Raw genomic sequence first — 15,791 nt, 5'->3', positions numbered from 1 at the left:
GTTTCGGACGGGGTCAGCGAGCCGCTGCCGCCTTGCTTCTGCCCCGGGTCGTAGCGGACTTGGCGGGCTTGCGCTGTCGTGATGGCGCCGCCTTGGCGCCTTTCGACGCTTTCCCTTCCTCGATCAGCCGGCTGGCGTGGTCGAGGATGCAGGTGAGGCCGTACTCGAAATTCGGCTCGTCGGGCGCGGCGATGCGGTGGCCGATACGGGTGATCTGAGCAAGGAGCGGGGTCTTTTCCGGGTCGATGGACACGGCGTCCTCGATGGCGCGCGGCCCGATATCCGACGACTGGTTCTTTTCGTAGAGCCGTTGCAGCACCACGGAACCGCGCACGTGCACCGAGACCGCCGAATAGGTGTCGAACGCGTCCTCCGGTGACAGGCCGGCCTCCACCAGATTGGCGACCGCTTTTTCCATCTCCTGGGCACCCATCCGTGCCGCCTTCGGGGACAGGGCCGCCCGAATCAGAATCAGGTCGCACAGAATTGGATTGCCCATGAACGTCTTACGCATCAAGCGCGCGTGGTTGGCCAACGTCTCGCGCCAGTCGTTGGCCTCGACGTAGGGAGTGGCGAACACGTACTTGCTCAGGGCGCGGTCGGTCATCGCGTTGAGCAGGTCGTCTTTCTTGCGGAAGTACCAGTAGATGCTCGTCACGCCGACACCGAGATGTTTGCCGAGCAGCGGCATGCTCAAGTTGTCGATCGACACCTGCTCCGCGAGTTCGAATGCGCCGCTGATGATGTCGTCGGGATTGATGGACCCGCGTTCGCGTCGCTGGCGCTTATCGGCGGTTGCCTGTTTTGCCACTACGGGCACCTCCATCAAAATCTGTTTCGTTCATTCGGTCTGCCGACCGTGCCGCCGGTAATATCGAATTTACCGGCACTTTCTCATCTGACCTGCGTATACGCCTTCGTGTCGCATTCTTCCTCTGCTACTGTAATACCTATCGTAGGCTTTTTGGTAAATCGGCTGGACAGGCGAAAATGACCAGGCTAGAGCTACGGATTACGCAATGGATCTAGGGCTGGCGAATGCCACTGCGGTGGTAGTCGGCGGTAGCCGCGGTATGGGATTGGCGACGGCACGCTGTTTCGCCGACGAAGGTGCCCGGGTGGCGGTCGTCGGCCGTAGTCGAGACGCCCTCGACGCGGCGGTGACCGATCTCACGCGGCGTGGCAGCCCGGATGCGGTAGGGCTGACCACCGACATCGGGGACGACGAAGCGGTCGGCGCGGTGTTCGGGGAGCTCGCGCAGCGATGGGACGGTGAGCTCAATGCGCTGGTGGTCACGGTGGGGCCGGGCGCCGCGGGCACGTTCGAAGATCTGACCGACGACCAGTGGCGTCAGTCCGTAGAAGACGGCGTGCTGGGGATGGTGCGCTGCGTGCGTGCGGCGCTTCCGCTGCTGCGCAAGGCGCAATGGGCCCGCATCGTCACCTTCTCGGCGCACTCGACTCAGCGGCAAAGTGTGATGCTGCCCGCCTACACGGCGGCGAAATCGATGCTGACGAGCGTTTCGAAGAACCTGTCCTTGTCGCTGGCCAAGGACGAGATCCTGGTCAACGTGGTGTCGCCCGGCAGCATCGCATCCGAATCACTGGCGGGCTGGGCGAAGTCGGTGGGGGTCGACGGCAACGACCCCTACGCCCTGATGGAGGCCATCGCCCAGCATTTCGGTCATCCCGCGCACCTGCCGCGGGCGGGCCTGCCGGACGAAATCGGCCCAGTCGCCGCCTTCCTGGCCTCGCGGCGCAACTCCTACATGACCGGAGCCAACATCAATGTCGATGGTGGTTCAGACTTCACTTGAGGATAAGTCGAAGAAATCGATTGGCAGACAAAAGGAGTCGGCTTTGGCTACGGCAGCGGAGGCGCGTGCGTGGGCGCCCGGCGCATTGCGGGGGATCGGTGACTCCCTCTACACGCCGTTCTGCGGCACCGACGGCGATGATATCGACTGGGACGCCTACCGGACGCTGGTCCGTTACTGTGTCGGCGACCTCGGGCATCCGATGTTGTGGTGCACCAGCGGAATCGCCGAATTCTGGTCGCTGACCCTCGACGAACGCAGGCGCCTTTTGGAGGTGGCCGTCGAGGAGGCGCGCAGTATCAATCCCGACGTGGTGGTGCAGGCGTGCACGGCGGCCATGTCGGCCAAGGACTGCGTGGACTTGACGCTGCACGCTCAGGAGGCGGGCGCTGACATCGCCTATATCCAAACGCCGATGATGGAGGCGCATGGCGGCGAGGGCGTGCTGCGCTTCTTCAAATACGTGGCGGCGCGCACGAATATAGCGCTGGGCATGTTCAACTCGCCGTCCTCGGGTTACGTGCTGACGCCGGCCGAGAGCGCCCGGATCTACCACGAGGTTCCCGCGGTGTGCGCCACCAAAGAGGGCGCCTTCCGACCGGCGAGCAGCCGGATGCTGCATGAACTGGCACCTGGCCTCGCGGTGTGGGAATGCGACAAGACGGTGTACCGCGCAGGCTGGCTGCGCGACGGGATCGTCTGTCCGGCGCAGCTGGGTACGTCGGGTTACCTTTTCGAAACGCCTACGCGGCGATTGTTCTCCGAATACTGGGATCTGGTGCAGAGCGACAAACTCGTCGAGGCGATGGACTATGGCCGCGCGTCCGGCCTGGACCAGTTCGACCTCGACATCGGGTCTTGGTGGACCTGCTACCCGGGCCGTGCGGATTACTTCACCCACTGGGGCGGCGCGTTCAAATACGCTGCGTCGCTACTTGGCCTGCCCATCGGTGCGTACCCCCATTCGCGGCCCCCGCAAGCCGAACTACCCGCCGAGGCGAAGGCCCAAATCGAAGGCGCGTATGAACGCCTGGGCCTACTCGAAACTGTGGTGCCGTAACAGCGATTACGCAGCGAAGCGGGCCCGGTCAATCGACCGGGCCCGCCCGACTAGCTGACCGTTTAGTTCTGCTCGGCCCGCTCACGCTGCTCATAGGCCTTGGCCTTACCACGGGCCTTCTCAGCGGCGGCTTCCTTCTTTCCAGCGTTGCGCTGGGCTTCCGCCTTGTCCTGCTGAGCCTTACCCTCGTCGATCAGGCCGTCGTTGCCGATGATGATCCCGATGACCTGCTTGGTCTTACCCAGGGCATCTTCGACGATGCCTCGAACCAGTTCGATCGGGCCACTCTTGACGTCAACCACTGCAACTACCTCCCCATTGATTGGCTGGCTCCTCGTGGGTTTCCCGATCGCGGGGCCGATGCAAACGTCACGGCGACGTGGGACACACCACAGAAATCAAGCCTTGCGCCGTCGCGGACGGTTTGTGCACGAGAACAGGGTGCGGGCCCCCCGCCCGTCACGCGGGTTGCGACTGCGTCGAAATCCGTCTTAGCCTGGCCGTCGATCTGCGGGCGGTTTGAAACTGCCCTTCGCGCACGAAATCGCAGTGTAGCCGGGGTTTCACCCGGGACTGGCTGCGGTTGTGGAATGCGGTACCGATAGGTATACAGTATGGGTACAAACTCGCCCGCTGGTCACAATGAGGGGACGGTCCGATGAGCGCCGCCGACCGTGTGGTCACCGATGCGGCGGTGCTGTATGAGGCCACTGAAACCGGTGTGGCAATTCTGACGTTCAATCGTCCGGATCGCCTGAACGCCTGGGGGCCCGACATCGCCGCGGGGTTCTACGCGGCGATCGATCGCGCCGAGCAGGACCCGGCCGTTCGCGTCATCGTGGTGACCGGCCGGGGCCGGGGATTCTGTGCGGGCGCGTATTTGGGCGCACCGAGTGCGGCACCCGACTACGGCGAGACGATGGAGAAGGCGGCTCAGACGGACCTGGCCGACTTGGTGGGGGAGCGCCCACCCCACTTCGTGACGACGCTGCGCAAGCCCGTCATCGCTGCCATCAACGGTGCTTGTGTCGGCATCGGGTTGACCCAGGCGCTGATGTGCGACGTCCGGTTCGCGGCCGCCGGCGCGAAGTTCGGCGCCGTGTTCGCACGCCGCGGTCTGATCGCGGAGTTCGGGATCTCCTGGATACTGCCGCGGCTGACCAACTGGGGCGTGGCTCTCGATCTGTTGCTCAGCGGGCGGACCTTCCTCGCCGAGGAGGCGGCCGAGCTGGGTCTCGTGAAAGAGGTTGTCGCTCCGGACAATCTGATGAATCGCGCCCTGAACTACGCCGAGGACATCGCCGCGCATTGCTCTCCGGCGGCGATGGCGGTGATCAAGAGGCAGGTCTACGGCGACGCGACCCGCGACGTCGAACAGGCCAATTCGCTCGCCGAGGTTTTGTTGCACGAGGCCATGCCGCGCCCTGACGTGATCGAGGGCATCACGAGTTTTCTGGAGAAGCGGCCGCCGAAATTCCCATCGCTCGATTCGACCGACGCTTAGTGTTCGCCGGTAGGCGGAAAGGATGATCATGGCCGACTTGGGTTACCAGGCGATCGACGTCGACAACCACTACTACGAGCCGCTGGACTCGTTCACCCGTCACCTGGACAAGAGGTTCAAACGGCGCGGCGTCCAGATGGTCACGCAGGGCAAGCGGACCTGGGCCGTGATCGGCGACCGCGTCAACCACTTCATCCCCAATCCCACCTTCGATCCGATCATCGTGCCGGGCTGCCTCGACCTGTTGTTCCGCGGCGAGATTCCGGAAGGCGTCGACCCGGCCTCGCTGATGAAGGTCGAACGGCTGGCGGACCATCCCGAGTACCAGAACCGCGATGCCCGGATCGCGGTGATGGACACCCAGGACATCGAGACGGTGTTCATGCTGCCGACGTTCGGCTGCGGGGTCGAAGAGGCGCTCAAACACGACATCGAGGCGACGATGGCGTCGGTGCATGCGTTCAATCTGTGGCTCGACGAGGACTGGGGCTTCGACCTGCCCGATCGCCGAATCATTGCCGCGCCGATCATTTCGCTGGCCGACCCGGCCAAGGCCGTCGAAGAGGTCGAGTTCGTATTGGCGCGCGGCGCCAAGCTGGTGCTGGTGCGGCCCGCGCCGGTGCCCGGCCTGGTCAAGCCGCGCTCCCTGGGCGATCCCAGCCACGACCCGGTGTGGGCCCGGCTGGCCGAGGCGGGCGTGCCGGTGGGATTCCACCTGTCCGACAGCGGTTATCTGCACATCGCGGCGGCGTGGGGCGGCAAGGCGACGTTCGAGGGCTTCGGGGCCAAGGATCCGCTGGACCAGGTCCTCCTCGACGACCGGGCCATCCACGACACGATGGCCTCCATGATCGTGCACGGGGTGTTCACCCGTCATCCGAAGCTCAAGGCGGTCAGCATCGAGAACGGCTCCTACTTCGTGCACCGGCTGATCAAGCGGCTGAAGAAGGCGGCGAACACCCAGCCCCAGTGGTTCCCCGAAGACCCGGTGGAGCAGTTGCGTAACAACGTGTGGATCGCCCCCTACTACGAGGACGACCTACCGGAGCTGGCCGAGGCCATCGGTGTCGACAAGATCCTGTTCGGCTCCGACTGGCCGCACGGCGAGGGCCTGGAATCACCGGTGTCGTTCGCCGAGGAGCTGAAAGGCTTCAGTTCGTCCGACGTGCGAAAGATCATGCGGGACAACGCGCTAGACCTTCTCGGCGTCCAAGTCGGCTCGGCCGCCTGATCGGGACGGGGCCGACTACGCCCGTGAGCGAATGGACCATAGGGGCGGTTCTCGACGAAATCGCCAACGTCATACCCGACCGGACGATGACCGTCTGCGGCGGCCGCCGCAGCACCTTTCGCCAGTCGGCAGAACGCACGCGCCGATTGGCGAACTTCCTGGCGGGCAACGGGTTAGGGGCTCATCGGGAACGCGCATCCCTGCGGAACTGGGAATGCGGGCAGGATCGGGTCGCGCTCGTGATGCACAACGATCTGTACGCCGACGTGCTCGTCGGCTGCCTCAAGGCCCGGACCGTTCCGCTGAACATCAACTACCACTACACGCCACGTGAGGTCGGCGAGCTGCTCGACTACGTGCGGCCCAGGGCGGTCATCTACCACCGTGGGTTGGGCGCGGCGTTCGCCGACGTGCTCGCTCGCGACGGCGTGGAGCTCTTGGTGTCGGTCGACGACGGCAGCGCGACCCCGGACCTGCCCGGCTCCGTGTCATTGGATGATGCACTGGCGCAGGGGGATACCGACCAGAGCGTGATGGCGTCGCCGGACGATCTGCTGATGATCTGCACCGGCGGGACGACCGGCCGGCCTAAGGGTGTGCTCTGGCGACAGTCCGACATGTACGTGACGTCGATGGTGGGGGCCGACCACGCCTGCGCCCAGGAGATCCACGACAAGGTGCGTGGTGGCGCCGGTGCACCATGGTTCGCCGTCTCGCCGCTGATGCACGCGGCCGGCATGTGGACAGCATTCGCCGCGATCATGGCGGGTACCCCGGTGGTGCTCTATGACACCTCGAAAAAGCTTGACCCGCACGTGGTCTGGGAGACGGCCGAACGCGAGAAGGTCGGCATGATGACGATGGTCGGCGACGCCTACGCCGCGCCGCTGGTGGCGCAGTTGCGGGCTGGTTCCTACGACCTGTCGTCGCTGTATGCGATCGGCACCGGGGGCGCCGCGACGAATCCGAAGTATCAGCAAGCCCTGCTGGAACTGCTACCGCAGATCACGCTCATCAACGGCTATGGCTCGTCGGAGACGGGCAACATGGGATTCGGCCACAGCCGGCCCGGCACGCAAGCCGACACCTTCACGCTGCGCGAGGGCGGACTGGTGCTTTCCGAGGACTACAGCCACTTTCTTGCCCCCGGCGAGACGGAGGTGGGCTGGGTCGCCCGGGAAGGGCGAATACCGTTGGGCTACTTCAACGATCCCGAAGCCACGCGTAAGACGTTTCCCGAGATCGACGGCAAGCGGGTGGTCATATCCGGTGACCGGGCAGGATTGGAACCCGATGGAACGTTGCGGCTGTTCGGCCGTGACTCGTTGGTGGTCAACACCGGCGGTGAGAAGGTTTTCGTCGAGGAAGTCGAAGAGGTGCTGCGCGCCCACCCGGCGATCGCCGACGCCTTGGTGGTCGGTCGCCCCAGCGAGCGCTGGGGCGAGGAACTTGTGGCCCTCATCGAACTCCGCGACGGAGCCGTCGCGGGCGCCGCGGAGCTGCACGCGCTCTGCACGTCGCGGCTGGCGCGGTTCAAGGCGCCCAAGGAGTTCGTCGTCGTCGAGCGGGTTCAGCGCCTGGGCAACGGCAAGGCCGATTACCGTTGGGCGAAACGTCACGCAACAACAAAGGCGCCGATGTCGACATGAAGGTCATCGATTGTCTGGTCAATGTGCACTTCGGCGAGACCGAGCGGCAGCCCTCCTGGATGCTCAAGGTGCGTGACGACTACTTCAAAGGGCCGGAGTCGATGTTCGAGCCGGTCGAATTGTCGAAGCTGCTCGAGGAGATGGACGCCCAGGGCGTGCGCAAGGCGATCCTGATGGACAACCTGGCCAAGCCGTCGGTGACCGCGCGCAAGTTCGTCGAGGAGAAGCCCGACCGGTTCGCGCTGGCGATGGGCGGGGTCAACCTGCTGCGGCCGATGCCGTCCCTGCGGGAACTCTCCTCCGTCGTCAACGACCTGCCCGTTGCCTATGCCGCTGTGGGACCGAGCTTTTGGGGTGACGGTCAGTACCCGCCGAGCGATGCCGTGTACTACCCGCTGTACACCAAGTGCGCCGAGCTCGGGCTGCCGCTGTGTATCAACACCGGCATTCCCGGGCCGCCCATCCCCGGGGAGGTGCAGAACCCAATGCACCTCGACCGGGTCTGCGTGCGATTTCCCGAACTGAAGCTGTGCATGATTCACGGCGCTGACCCGTGGTGGGACATCGCGATCAGGCTGTTGATCAAATACGCAAACCTGCGGCTGATGACGTCGGCGTGGTCACCGAAGCGGTTGCCGGACAGCCTGTTGCATTACATGCGGACTCGCGGACCGAACAAGGTGATCTTCGCCTCCGACTGGCCGGTGTTGAAAATGCACCGCGTCGTTCCCGAAGCGGCCGGGCTGGATCTGCCCGCCGAGGTGCTCGACAACTATCTCTACAACAATGCGCAAGAATTCTTCTTCGGTGGCCAGAAGGAAGGCTGAGGATGGACCGCTATGAACTACGTAGGCTCGACTACAGCCTGACGTCGGATCACGAGGCGATACAGGCCGCCTACCGCGATTTCTTCAAAACGCATTGCCCGATCGAAACCGTGCGCGCCGCGGAGGAGACCGGCTTCGACAAGAATCTGTGGGAGCGGTTGTGCGCCATGGGCGCGACGACCATGGCGGTCCCGGAATCCGCGGGCGGAGACGGCGCGACGCTCGTCGACCTGACCTTGGTGGCCGAGGAGATCGGCCGGTCGCTCGCGCCCGTGCCGTGGATCGACCAGGTCTGCACCGCACGGCTGCTCGCGCGCCTCGGCGAGGCTGAACCCGACGTCGTGCACGGCAGGCGTCTCGCCGCGTTCGATCCGCAGCAGGACAGCGCCTCCGGCGCTCGGCTCCTGCCCACCGGATCGATCGCCGATCAGATCATCGTGCGCGAAGACGGGGCGGTGGTCGCGCTGACGTTCGGCACGCGCCCGGCCAAGGTGGACAACATCGGCCGGTTGCCGATGGCCTGGGTGGATCCAGCGACCGCCGACACCCGCACCGTGCTGGCCGAAGGATCCGACGCGATGGCGGAATATCAACGGGCGCTGGATGAATGGCGGGTGCTGAGCGCGGCGGCGTTGGTGGGCCTGGTGGAGGAGACCATGACCATCGCCGCCGAGTTCGCCAAGACGCGTTACACGCTGGGGGTCCCCATTTCGACGTTGCAGGGCATCTCTCATCCGTTGGCCAACATCGCGATCACCGTGCAGGGCGGCCGCAATCTGGCGCGGCGGGCGGCCTGGTTCCTGGACAACGAGCCGCACGAGCGACCGGAGCTGGCGCCCTCGGCCTTCGTGTTCATGGCGGAAGAGGCGGCGAAGGCCGCGACCATGGCGGTGCACATCCAAGGCGGACTTGGCGTTTCGGCCGAGGCCGCCGCCACGGCGTATCTGGTACGTGCCCGCGGGTGGGCGCTGGCCGGCGGGGATCCCGGCGCCAGCGCCAAGTACATCGGCGAGCTGGTCGCCGCGCGCGAAAGTGGAAAGGGCGCCTAAGTGGATTTTTCACGAGTCACCCTGTCCGACGACGATCAGCGCTTCCTCGAGGAGGCGCGCGAGTTTCTGCGCACGCATGTGACGGAAGACGTCATACGCCGGGACCGGGAAACGGGCGACAACTTCGACGAGGGAGTGCACCTGGCGTTGGGCGCAGCCGGCTACCTCGAACGCGAATGGAAGCCGGAGGCCGACGGTGGCTTCAGCCGGCTGCGTCGCCGTATCTGGGAGCTGGAGAAGCGGCGCGCGCACGTGCCCTGGGTGACCTGGGGCACCACCGCCATGGTGGCCCGCTCGGTCGCGAGGTTCGGCTCCGCCGAGTTGCGGGACGAAGTGTTGCCAGGCGTCTTCAGCGGACACGTCCGGCTGTGCCTGGGCTACACCGAACCCGAGGGCGGGTCCGACATCGCCACCTGCAAGACCCGCGCGGTGCGTGAGGCGGATGGATCAACCTGGATTATCAATGGCTCCAAGATGTTCACCACCGGCGCGCACAACTGCCAGTACGTCTTCCTCATCACCAATACCGATCCGGACGCTCAGAAGCACAAGAGCCTGACCATGTTTCTGGTCCCGCTGAACTCCGCGGGCATCGAGATCCAGGGCATCCGCACCGTCGATGGTGACCGCACCAACATCGTCTACTACAGCGACGTGCGCGTCGACGACAAGTATCGCCTGGGCGACGTGAACTCCGGCTGGACGGTGTTGCGTGAACCCCTCAACACCGAGCACGGGGCGGTGGCGGCCGCCCCGGATGGGCTGCAGGATGTCTCGATCATGATGCACCAGGCCGGTTTCATGGCGAACGCCCTGGACAAGGCCGCGGCCAAAGTGGGCGAGCGAGACCCGAACGGGCGCAGGCTCATCGATGATTCGGCGGTGGCATATCGCTTGGGGCGCAGCGCGGCACGGATGGAAGCGTCGTTGAGCGCGCCCAGCATCTTCGGGCGCGTCGCCCTGGCGCAGACGATGCGTGACATCTCGCCGGACCTGATGGACATCCTGGGCACCGCGGCCACGCTGCCCCTCGGCACCGACGGCGCGGCCGACAACGGGGCCGCGGAATACGTGTACCGATTCGCCCCGCTGGTCGGGATCTACGGCGGCACGCTCGAGGTGTTCCGCAACATGATCGCGCAATACATGCTGGGCCTGGGTAAGCCGGCGTACGCGCCGGTCGCGCGGAAAGCTTCCTAGCTTCGCCGAGCGTGAACTGACGGCGCAAGCCTTCGGCGTGTCGTAACCGCCAGTTCACGTTCGGCGCTGGGGGCGCCGTCAGGTCGTGAGGATCGTCGCCGCGGCGGTGCCCGGCGCGCCGTACAGCTGGGTGAATCCCACCTTCGGGTTGCCGGGCACTTGGCGTTCACCCGCCTCGCCGCGGAGTTGGCGCACGATTTCGTGGATCTGCCGCAGGCCGGAGGCGCCGATGGGCTCGCCGTTGGCGATCAGCCCGCCGTCGGTGTTGACCGGCAGCGCGCCGTTGATCTCGGTGGCGCCGTCGGCCAGGAGCTTTTCCTGGTCGCCGTGTTCGCAGAACCCGCACTCGGCCATGTGGATGATCTCGGCGCCGGCGTCAGTGTCCTGCAACTGGATGACGTCGACGTCGTCGGGCGAGATGCCGGCTCTTTCGAATGCGCCGCGGGCGGCGTAAACCGTTGGTGCCACGTCTTCTTCGACGGGTGCGCAGGTGGTGTTGACTTCGTAGGCCCCGTAGCGGCGGGTGCGGACCTCCACCGCCCGCAGGTAGACGGGCGTGGAGGTGTAGCGGTGCGCGATATCCGCTCTGCACATGACCACGGCGGCGGCGCCCTCGTCGGGCGCGCAGAACATGTATTGCGTCAGCGGGTAATTGAGCATCGCCGAGTTCAGGATGTCTTCTTCGGACATCGGCTTGCGGCGAAATGCGTTGGGGTTCATCGCCCCGTTGCGGAAGTTCTTGGCGGCGACCTTGGCCAGGGTCTGCTGGGATATGCCGTGCTCGTGTAGGTAGCGGTTGGCTTTCATCCCGAAGAACTGGGTGGTCAGATATTGCCCGTTTTCCGCATACCAGCGCGGCATACCGACCAGTGCGGGGTCCTCGGTGAACGCACCGCGCGGGTGCTTGTCCAGGCCGACGGCGATCCCGATGTCGTAGTCGCCGAGGCGGATGCCATCGGCGCACGCCTTGGCGGCACTGGCCGCGGTCGCGCAGGCGTTGAACACGTTGGTGAACGGGATGCCGGTCAGCCCGACCATGCCGACGATCGCGTCCGGGTTGGCTACCGTCCAGCTGCCGCCGGTGGCGAACTGGACGTCCTGCCAAGCGATTCCGGCGTCGGCGACCGCGGCGAGAATGGCGTCGACACCCATCTGCATCGCCGACTTGCCCTCGAAGCGGCCGAACGGGTGTAAACCCACGCCGATGATGGCGACGTCGTTATTGGAGGTCACGCAATGGCCCCTGCATCCTTGAGTTCCTCGATCCGGTCCCAGTCCATGCCGAGCTCCATCAGGACCAGCTCGGTGTGCTCGCTGGCCTGGGGGGCACGGGTCGTCGTCAGCGGCTCGTGGTTGAACTGAACGGGGCCGCGGACCACGCGGAACGGCTTGCCTCCGCCGGCGAGCTCGACTTCGGCGATCATGTCGTTGGCGATCGCCTGCTCGTCGTCGACCAGGTCGATGAGGCTCTGGAACGGCGCCCACTGGCCCTTCATCGTCTTGAGGTGCTGCCGCCAGTAGTCAAAGGGCTTGCCGGCGAAGGCCTTCGCAATCAGCTCGGCGGCGGCGTCGGCGTTCTGGATCAGGGGGAGCACGTCGGCGAAGCGGGGATCGTCGGCCGCCTCGGGAATGCCCAGGTGTTCGAACGTGTCGCGGATCAGCCCGGTCGGGCTGATGATGCACAGGTTGATGGTGCCGCCGTCGGAGGTCTCGTAGTTGCCCATGAACGGATTCACCGAGGGCGCGCCGGAACCCGGCATGGGAGTGCGCATCACCTCGCCGGTCTCCATGCCCTGTGTCACGCTGGCGCCGGCCGCCCACCACGCCGTGCTCAGCAGCGACACGTCGAGCTCGACGGCCTCACCGGTGCGCTCGCGATGCAGCAGCGCGGCCGAGATGCCGCCGGCGATGAACATGCCGCCGATCGAGTCGCCGAATGCGGGAATGCCTTGTCCCAGTGCGCCGCCCAGCTCCTCGGGTGTCAGGGCGTACCCGATGCCGCTGCGCGTCCAGAACGCCGTGCCGTCATAGCCGCCGGTGTCACGCTCGGCCCCTTTGTCGCCGTAGGCCGAGCCGCGGGCGTACACGATGTTCGGGTTCACCGCGCGAATGTGCTCGACGTCGAACTTGTGCTTCTGGCGTTGCGCGGGCTTGTAGTTGGTGAGGAACACGTCCGCCGTCTTGGCCAGCTCGTATATCACTTCCTGGCCGCCCGGCGTGGAGACGTCGATCCCGACGCTGCGTTTGCCCCGGTTGGGATGTTCCATCAACGGGTGTCGTTCCGGATCGATCTGAATGCCACCCATATTCAGGAAGCCGCGCTGGGTATCGCCGCGGCCCGGGTGTTCGACTTTGATGACGTCGGCTCCCCAGTCGGCCAGGATGGCTCCCGCCGCCGGAACGAAGGTGAACTGCGCAAGCTCGAGGACCCGAAAGCCCGTCATGACTTTGACCATTTCCGGACACTACTTCGCGTCGAACGTCACCGGAAGCGCATTCGGTGACCGGAACGGCTGGCCGTGGATGTGCGGGTCATCATCGGTCAGCAAGGTGACGTTGGTCAGCCGGTCCAGCAGGCATTCCATCGCGACGCGCGTTTCCAGCCGGGCCAGATGCAAACCGAGGCAGGTGTGCTCACCTGCGGCGAACGAAATGTGTGGCGTGTGCTTGCGGAAGATGTCGAACTCTTCGGAGCGTTCCCAGCGTCGCTCGTCGCGGTTCGCCGAACCGATGCACACCCCGATCACCGAGCGTGCCGGGATCTGCACGCCTTCCACCTCGGTGTCTTCGGTCGTGAAGCGTTGCACGACGGTCAGCGGTGTCTCGTAGCGCAGCCCTTCCTCGATGGCCGGTGCCAGTAGCTCGCGGTCGGCTTGCAGCGCGGCGAATTGCTCCGGGTGTGTCAGCAGCAGATACAACAGGTTTCCCGACGAGCGGTAGGTGGTTTCCAAGCCGGCCGGCAGCAGCAGACGAAGGAACGAGTAAATGGCTTCGTCGGTGAGCTTTTCGCCATCGATCTCCGCGGTGACCAGGTCACCGATGATGTCCTCGGTGGGCTTGGATTTGCGCTGTTCGATCTGCTCGACGAAATACTCCTTGAGCGCGGCCGAGGCCTCGAAGGCGCCTTCGTAGTTGACGTGATAGCTGATCAATTGCACGGCGCGCTTGCGGAACATCGGCAGGTCGTCGGCCGGCAGCCCCAGCAGCTTTGCGATGACGCGGGTAGGGAATTCGAAGGTGAAGTTGCGGATCAGGTCGGCGCGACCGGTCTCGATGAATTCGTCGATCAGGGCATTGCAGATTGGCCGCACGATGGTTGGCTCCCAGCGGGCCAGGGCCTTTGACTTGAATGCCGCCGATACCAAGTTGCGGTGTTCGCGGTGTTTCTTTCCCTCCATCGCCAGGATCGTCGGCCCCATGAACAGGCCGATGGTCTTGTCGTACGGCTTGGAAGTGAACACCCGGCCATCCCGAAACACCGTGTTGACCGCGTCGAACGACATCGCGGAGTATTCGTGCCTTGGTCGCAGGGACTCCGGCGTCTTGGAGTAGTCCATCACCGTGCCGGCGAAAACGCCGGCTTCCCGCCGCTTGCGGGCGAAGAACGGGTAGGGGTCACGCAGGCTGACCGTCTCGTCGCCGGCACCGGCGGCGGTGTGCACGTTGGTCGTCACTTGATCTCCAGCATCTCGATCTCGGCACGAGTCGAACACCTACTGCGTGAGATCGTACTGTAATTATTACAGTAGGCAATATGGCTCGGCCGCGTGAGGTCGCGCGCCGCCGGCATCACCGGTCAGCCATTCACCGCCTGCTCGCGCGCCCAGCGGTAGTCAGCCTTACCGGACGGGCTGCGCTCGACGACCGGACGGAACACGATCGCTTTGGGGAGCTTGTAGCGCGCCAGCGTCCGCGCGGCGTGTGCCACCAGTTCCTCGGACTCGGCGCTGGCTCCCGGTGCGAGCGCCACCACGGCGACCACCTCCTGGCCCCACCGTTCGCTGGGCCGCCCGGCGACCACCACGTCGGCCACCGCTGGATGCGAGGCGATCGCAGTCTCAACCTCCTCGACGAAGATCTTCTCGCCGCCGGAGTTGATGGTCACCGAGTCGCGGCCCAGCAATTCGATGGAGCCGTCGGTGCCGTGGCGCGCGCGGTCACCGGGGACGGCGTACCGAACGCCGTCGATCACCGGGAATGTCTTGGCCGTCTTGGCCGCATCGCCCTTGTAACCGAGCGGAACGTAGCCCCGCTGCGCCAGCCAGCCCATCCCGTCATGCCCGGGCTTCAGGATCGCCGTCAGATCCTCGGCGGCCACGAACGTGTCCGGCCCGGCGTTGAACCTGCCGGTCGCCACCGCCCCCGGCGTCGACATGTGGTGCATCTGCGCCCCGGTCTCCGACGATCCGACGCCGTCGACGACGACGGCGTTCGGCAACGTCTCGATCAAGCGTTGCTTGATGTATGGGGTCAGCAGCGCGCCGCCGTTGGCGACGACGGCCAGCGACGAAACGTCGGCGATCCCCTTCTCGATCGCGGCGACCAAGGGGCGCGCCATGGCGTCGCCAACCACAGTGACCACCATGACCTTCTCCCGCTCGATGGTGCGCACCACGTCGTCGGCGTCCAGATGATCGACGACCGTGGGGAAAACGACGGATTGCCCCGTGGTGATCGCGGTCATCACACTCCACTGGGCGGCACCGTGGATCAGCGGGGGCAGGATCATCAGCTTGGTGCCCGGGCCCGACGCGGCGCGCTCGACGATCTCGTCGATGGAGCTCGACGGCTCACCGGTCATGAGATTCCGGCCGCCGAACGACGTCATGAAAATGTCGTGCTGGCGCCACAACACGCCCTTTGGCATCCCCGTCGTGCCGCCGGTGTACAAGACGTACAGGTCGTCGGCGGAGTGTTGCACCGGTGGCGGCTCCGGAGACACCGATTCCAGCGCGGCCTCGTAATCGACTGCGCCCTTCAGTAATTCGTTGCCCGAGTCGTCGGCGATCTGGATCAGCACGCGCAGCTGTGGCAGGTCGGGCAGGATCTCGGCGACCCGCGGTGCGAAGGCGGCGTGGTAGAGCAGTGCCGTCGCCCCGGCATCCGCCAGCAGGTATTGCAGCTCGCTCTTCACGTAGCGGAAGTTGACGTTGAACGGCGCCACGCGCGCTTCGAAGCTGCCCAGTAGCGCCTCGACGAATTCGTTTCCGTTGTAGGCGTAGAGGCCCAGCAGGTCCTGGCCCACCTCGTGGCCGCCCAGCGCGGAGCGCTCCGTGTGGCAGCCCAGCCCCCGCGAGTGCAAGTACGCCGCCAGCCGGTTGGCGCGATCGATCACCTGCTCGTAGGTGTAGCGCCGGTCCCCCTGAATGATGAGCTCTCGATCGGGTATCGCGGCGGCGACGGCCTTCGCGACGGCAGGAACCGTGAAAGTTGTTGTGCTGTCGGACATCGGAC

At 65.5% G+C, this 15,791-nt stretch carries 14 protein-coding genes; 8 read left to right on the top strand and 6 right to left on the bottom strand.

Annotated features, from left to right (window positions below):
* Positions 1-13 precede the first annotated feature (13 nt).
* Positions 14-826, bottom strand: a complete 813-nt coding sequence (locus AC5Y7E_RS18410; RefSeq protein ID WP_499950219.1) for a TetR/AcrR family transcriptional regulator — start codon at positions 824-826, stop codon at positions 14-16.
* A 193-nt stretch (positions 827-1,019) separates the two neighbouring features.
* Here AC5Y7E_RS18410 and AC5Y7E_RS18405 point away from each other — a divergent pair, with 193 nt between their 5' ends.
* Together AC5Y7E_RS18405 and AC5Y7E_RS18400 are read left to right on the top strand one after the other, a co-directional pair.
* Positions 1,020-1,817, top strand: a complete 798-nt coding sequence (locus tag AC5Y7E_RS18405) for an SDR family NAD(P)-dependent oxidoreductase (protein WP_499950218.1) — start codon at positions 1,020-1,022, stop codon at positions 1,815-1,817.
* Between the two features lie 43 nt (positions 1,818-1,860).
* Positions 1,861-2,877, top strand: a complete 1,017-nt coding sequence (locus tag AC5Y7E_RS18400; RefSeq protein WP_499950216.1) for a dihydrodipicolinate synthase family protein — start codon at positions 1,861-1,863, stop codon at positions 2,875-2,877.
* 62 nt (positions 2,878-2,939) lie between these two features.
* Here the strand turns inward: AC5Y7E_RS18400 and mbp1 are convergent, their stop codons facing one another.
* Complete coding sequence (mbp1, locus tag AC5Y7E_RS18395; protein ID WP_064952326.1) at positions 2,940-3,179, bottom strand: microaggregate-binding protein 1; 240 nt, start codon at positions 3,177-3,179, stop codon at positions 2,940-2,942.
* A 356-nt stretch (positions 3,180-3,535) separates the two neighbouring features.
* Between mbp1 and AC5Y7E_RS18390 the strand changes: the two genes are divergently transcribed.
* The 6 genes from AC5Y7E_RS18390 to AC5Y7E_RS18365 are packed head-to-tail and all read left to right on the top strand — an operon-like array spanning position 3,536 to position 10,337.
* Positions 3,536-4,381, top strand: a complete 846-nt coding sequence (locus AC5Y7E_RS18390; protein WP_499950215.1) for an enoyl-CoA hydratase — start codon at positions 3,536-3,538, stop codon at positions 4,379-4,381.
* Between the two features lie 28 nt (positions 4,382-4,409).
* Positions 4,410-5,612 (top strand): amidohydrolase family protein, encoded by a 1,203-nt coding sequence (locus AC5Y7E_RS18385; protein WP_499950214.1) that lies wholly within the window; start codon positions 4,410-4,412, stop codon positions 5,610-5,612.
* Between the two features lie 23 nt (positions 5,613-5,635).
* Positions 5,636-7,261 carry an acyl-CoA synthetase gene (locus AC5Y7E_RS18380; protein ID WP_499950212.1) on the top strand — a complete coding sequence of 542 codons (1,626 nt, stop codon included), beginning with the start codon at positions 5,636-5,638 and terminating at the stop codon, positions 7,259-7,261.
* The gene (locus AC5Y7E_RS18375; protein ID WP_499950210.1) at positions 7,258-8,088 is read left to right on the top strand and encodes an amidohydrolase family protein; all 831 of its coding nucleotides are present in this window, start codon (positions 7,258-7,260) and stop codon (positions 8,086-8,088) included. Before AC5Y7E_RS18380 ends, AC5Y7E_RS18375 begins: the two co-directional genes overlap by 4 nt.
* Before the next feature lie 2 nt (positions 8,089-8,090).
* Positions 8,091-9,137 (top strand): acyl-CoA dehydrogenase family protein, encoded by a 1,047-nt coding sequence (locus AC5Y7E_RS18370; protein ID WP_499950208.1) that lies wholly within the window; start codon positions 8,091-8,093, stop codon positions 9,135-9,137.
* Entirely contained in the window at positions 9,138-10,337 is a 1,200-nt protein-coding gene (locus tag AC5Y7E_RS18365; RefSeq protein ID WP_499950205.1) for an acyl-CoA dehydrogenase family protein, read from the top strand.
* A gap of 78 nt (positions 10,338-10,415) precedes the next feature.
* Here the strand turns inward: AC5Y7E_RS18365 and AC5Y7E_RS18360 are convergent, their stop codons facing one another.
* From AC5Y7E_RS18360 to AC5Y7E_RS18345, 4 genes are all read right to left on the bottom strand, one after another.
* Positions 10,416-11,570 (bottom strand): thiolase family protein, encoded by a 1,155-nt coding sequence (locus AC5Y7E_RS18360; protein ID WP_499950203.1) that lies wholly within the window; start codon positions 11,568-11,570, stop codon positions 10,416-10,418.
* Entirely contained in the window at positions 11,567-12,781 is a 1,215-nt protein-coding gene (locus tag AC5Y7E_RS18355; protein ID WP_499950316.1) for a CaiB/BaiF CoA transferase family protein, read from the bottom strand. The genes AC5Y7E_RS18360 and AC5Y7E_RS18355 overlap by 4 nt, the downstream gene beginning before the upstream one ends.
* Positions 12,782-12,802: 21 nt before the next feature.
* Positions 12,803-14,011, bottom strand: a complete 1,209-nt coding sequence (locus tag AC5Y7E_RS18350) for a cytochrome P450 (RefSeq protein WP_499950202.1) — start codon at positions 14,009-14,011, stop codon at positions 12,803-12,805.
* A gap of 122 nt (positions 14,012-14,133) precedes the next feature.
* Positions 14,134-15,786, bottom strand: coding sequence for an acyl-CoA synthetase (locus AC5Y7E_RS18345; RefSeq protein WP_499950200.1), 1,653 nt, complete (start codon positions 15,784-15,786; stop codon positions 14,134-14,136).
* Between the last annotated feature and the right edge of the window lie 5 nt (positions 15,787-15,791).

It is taken from the genome of Mycobacterium sp. NGS17, from assembly GCF_059813205.1.
The sequence above is the reverse complement of the archived record's forward strand: the minus strand, read 5'-3'. Positions and strand labels throughout refer to the sequence as shown.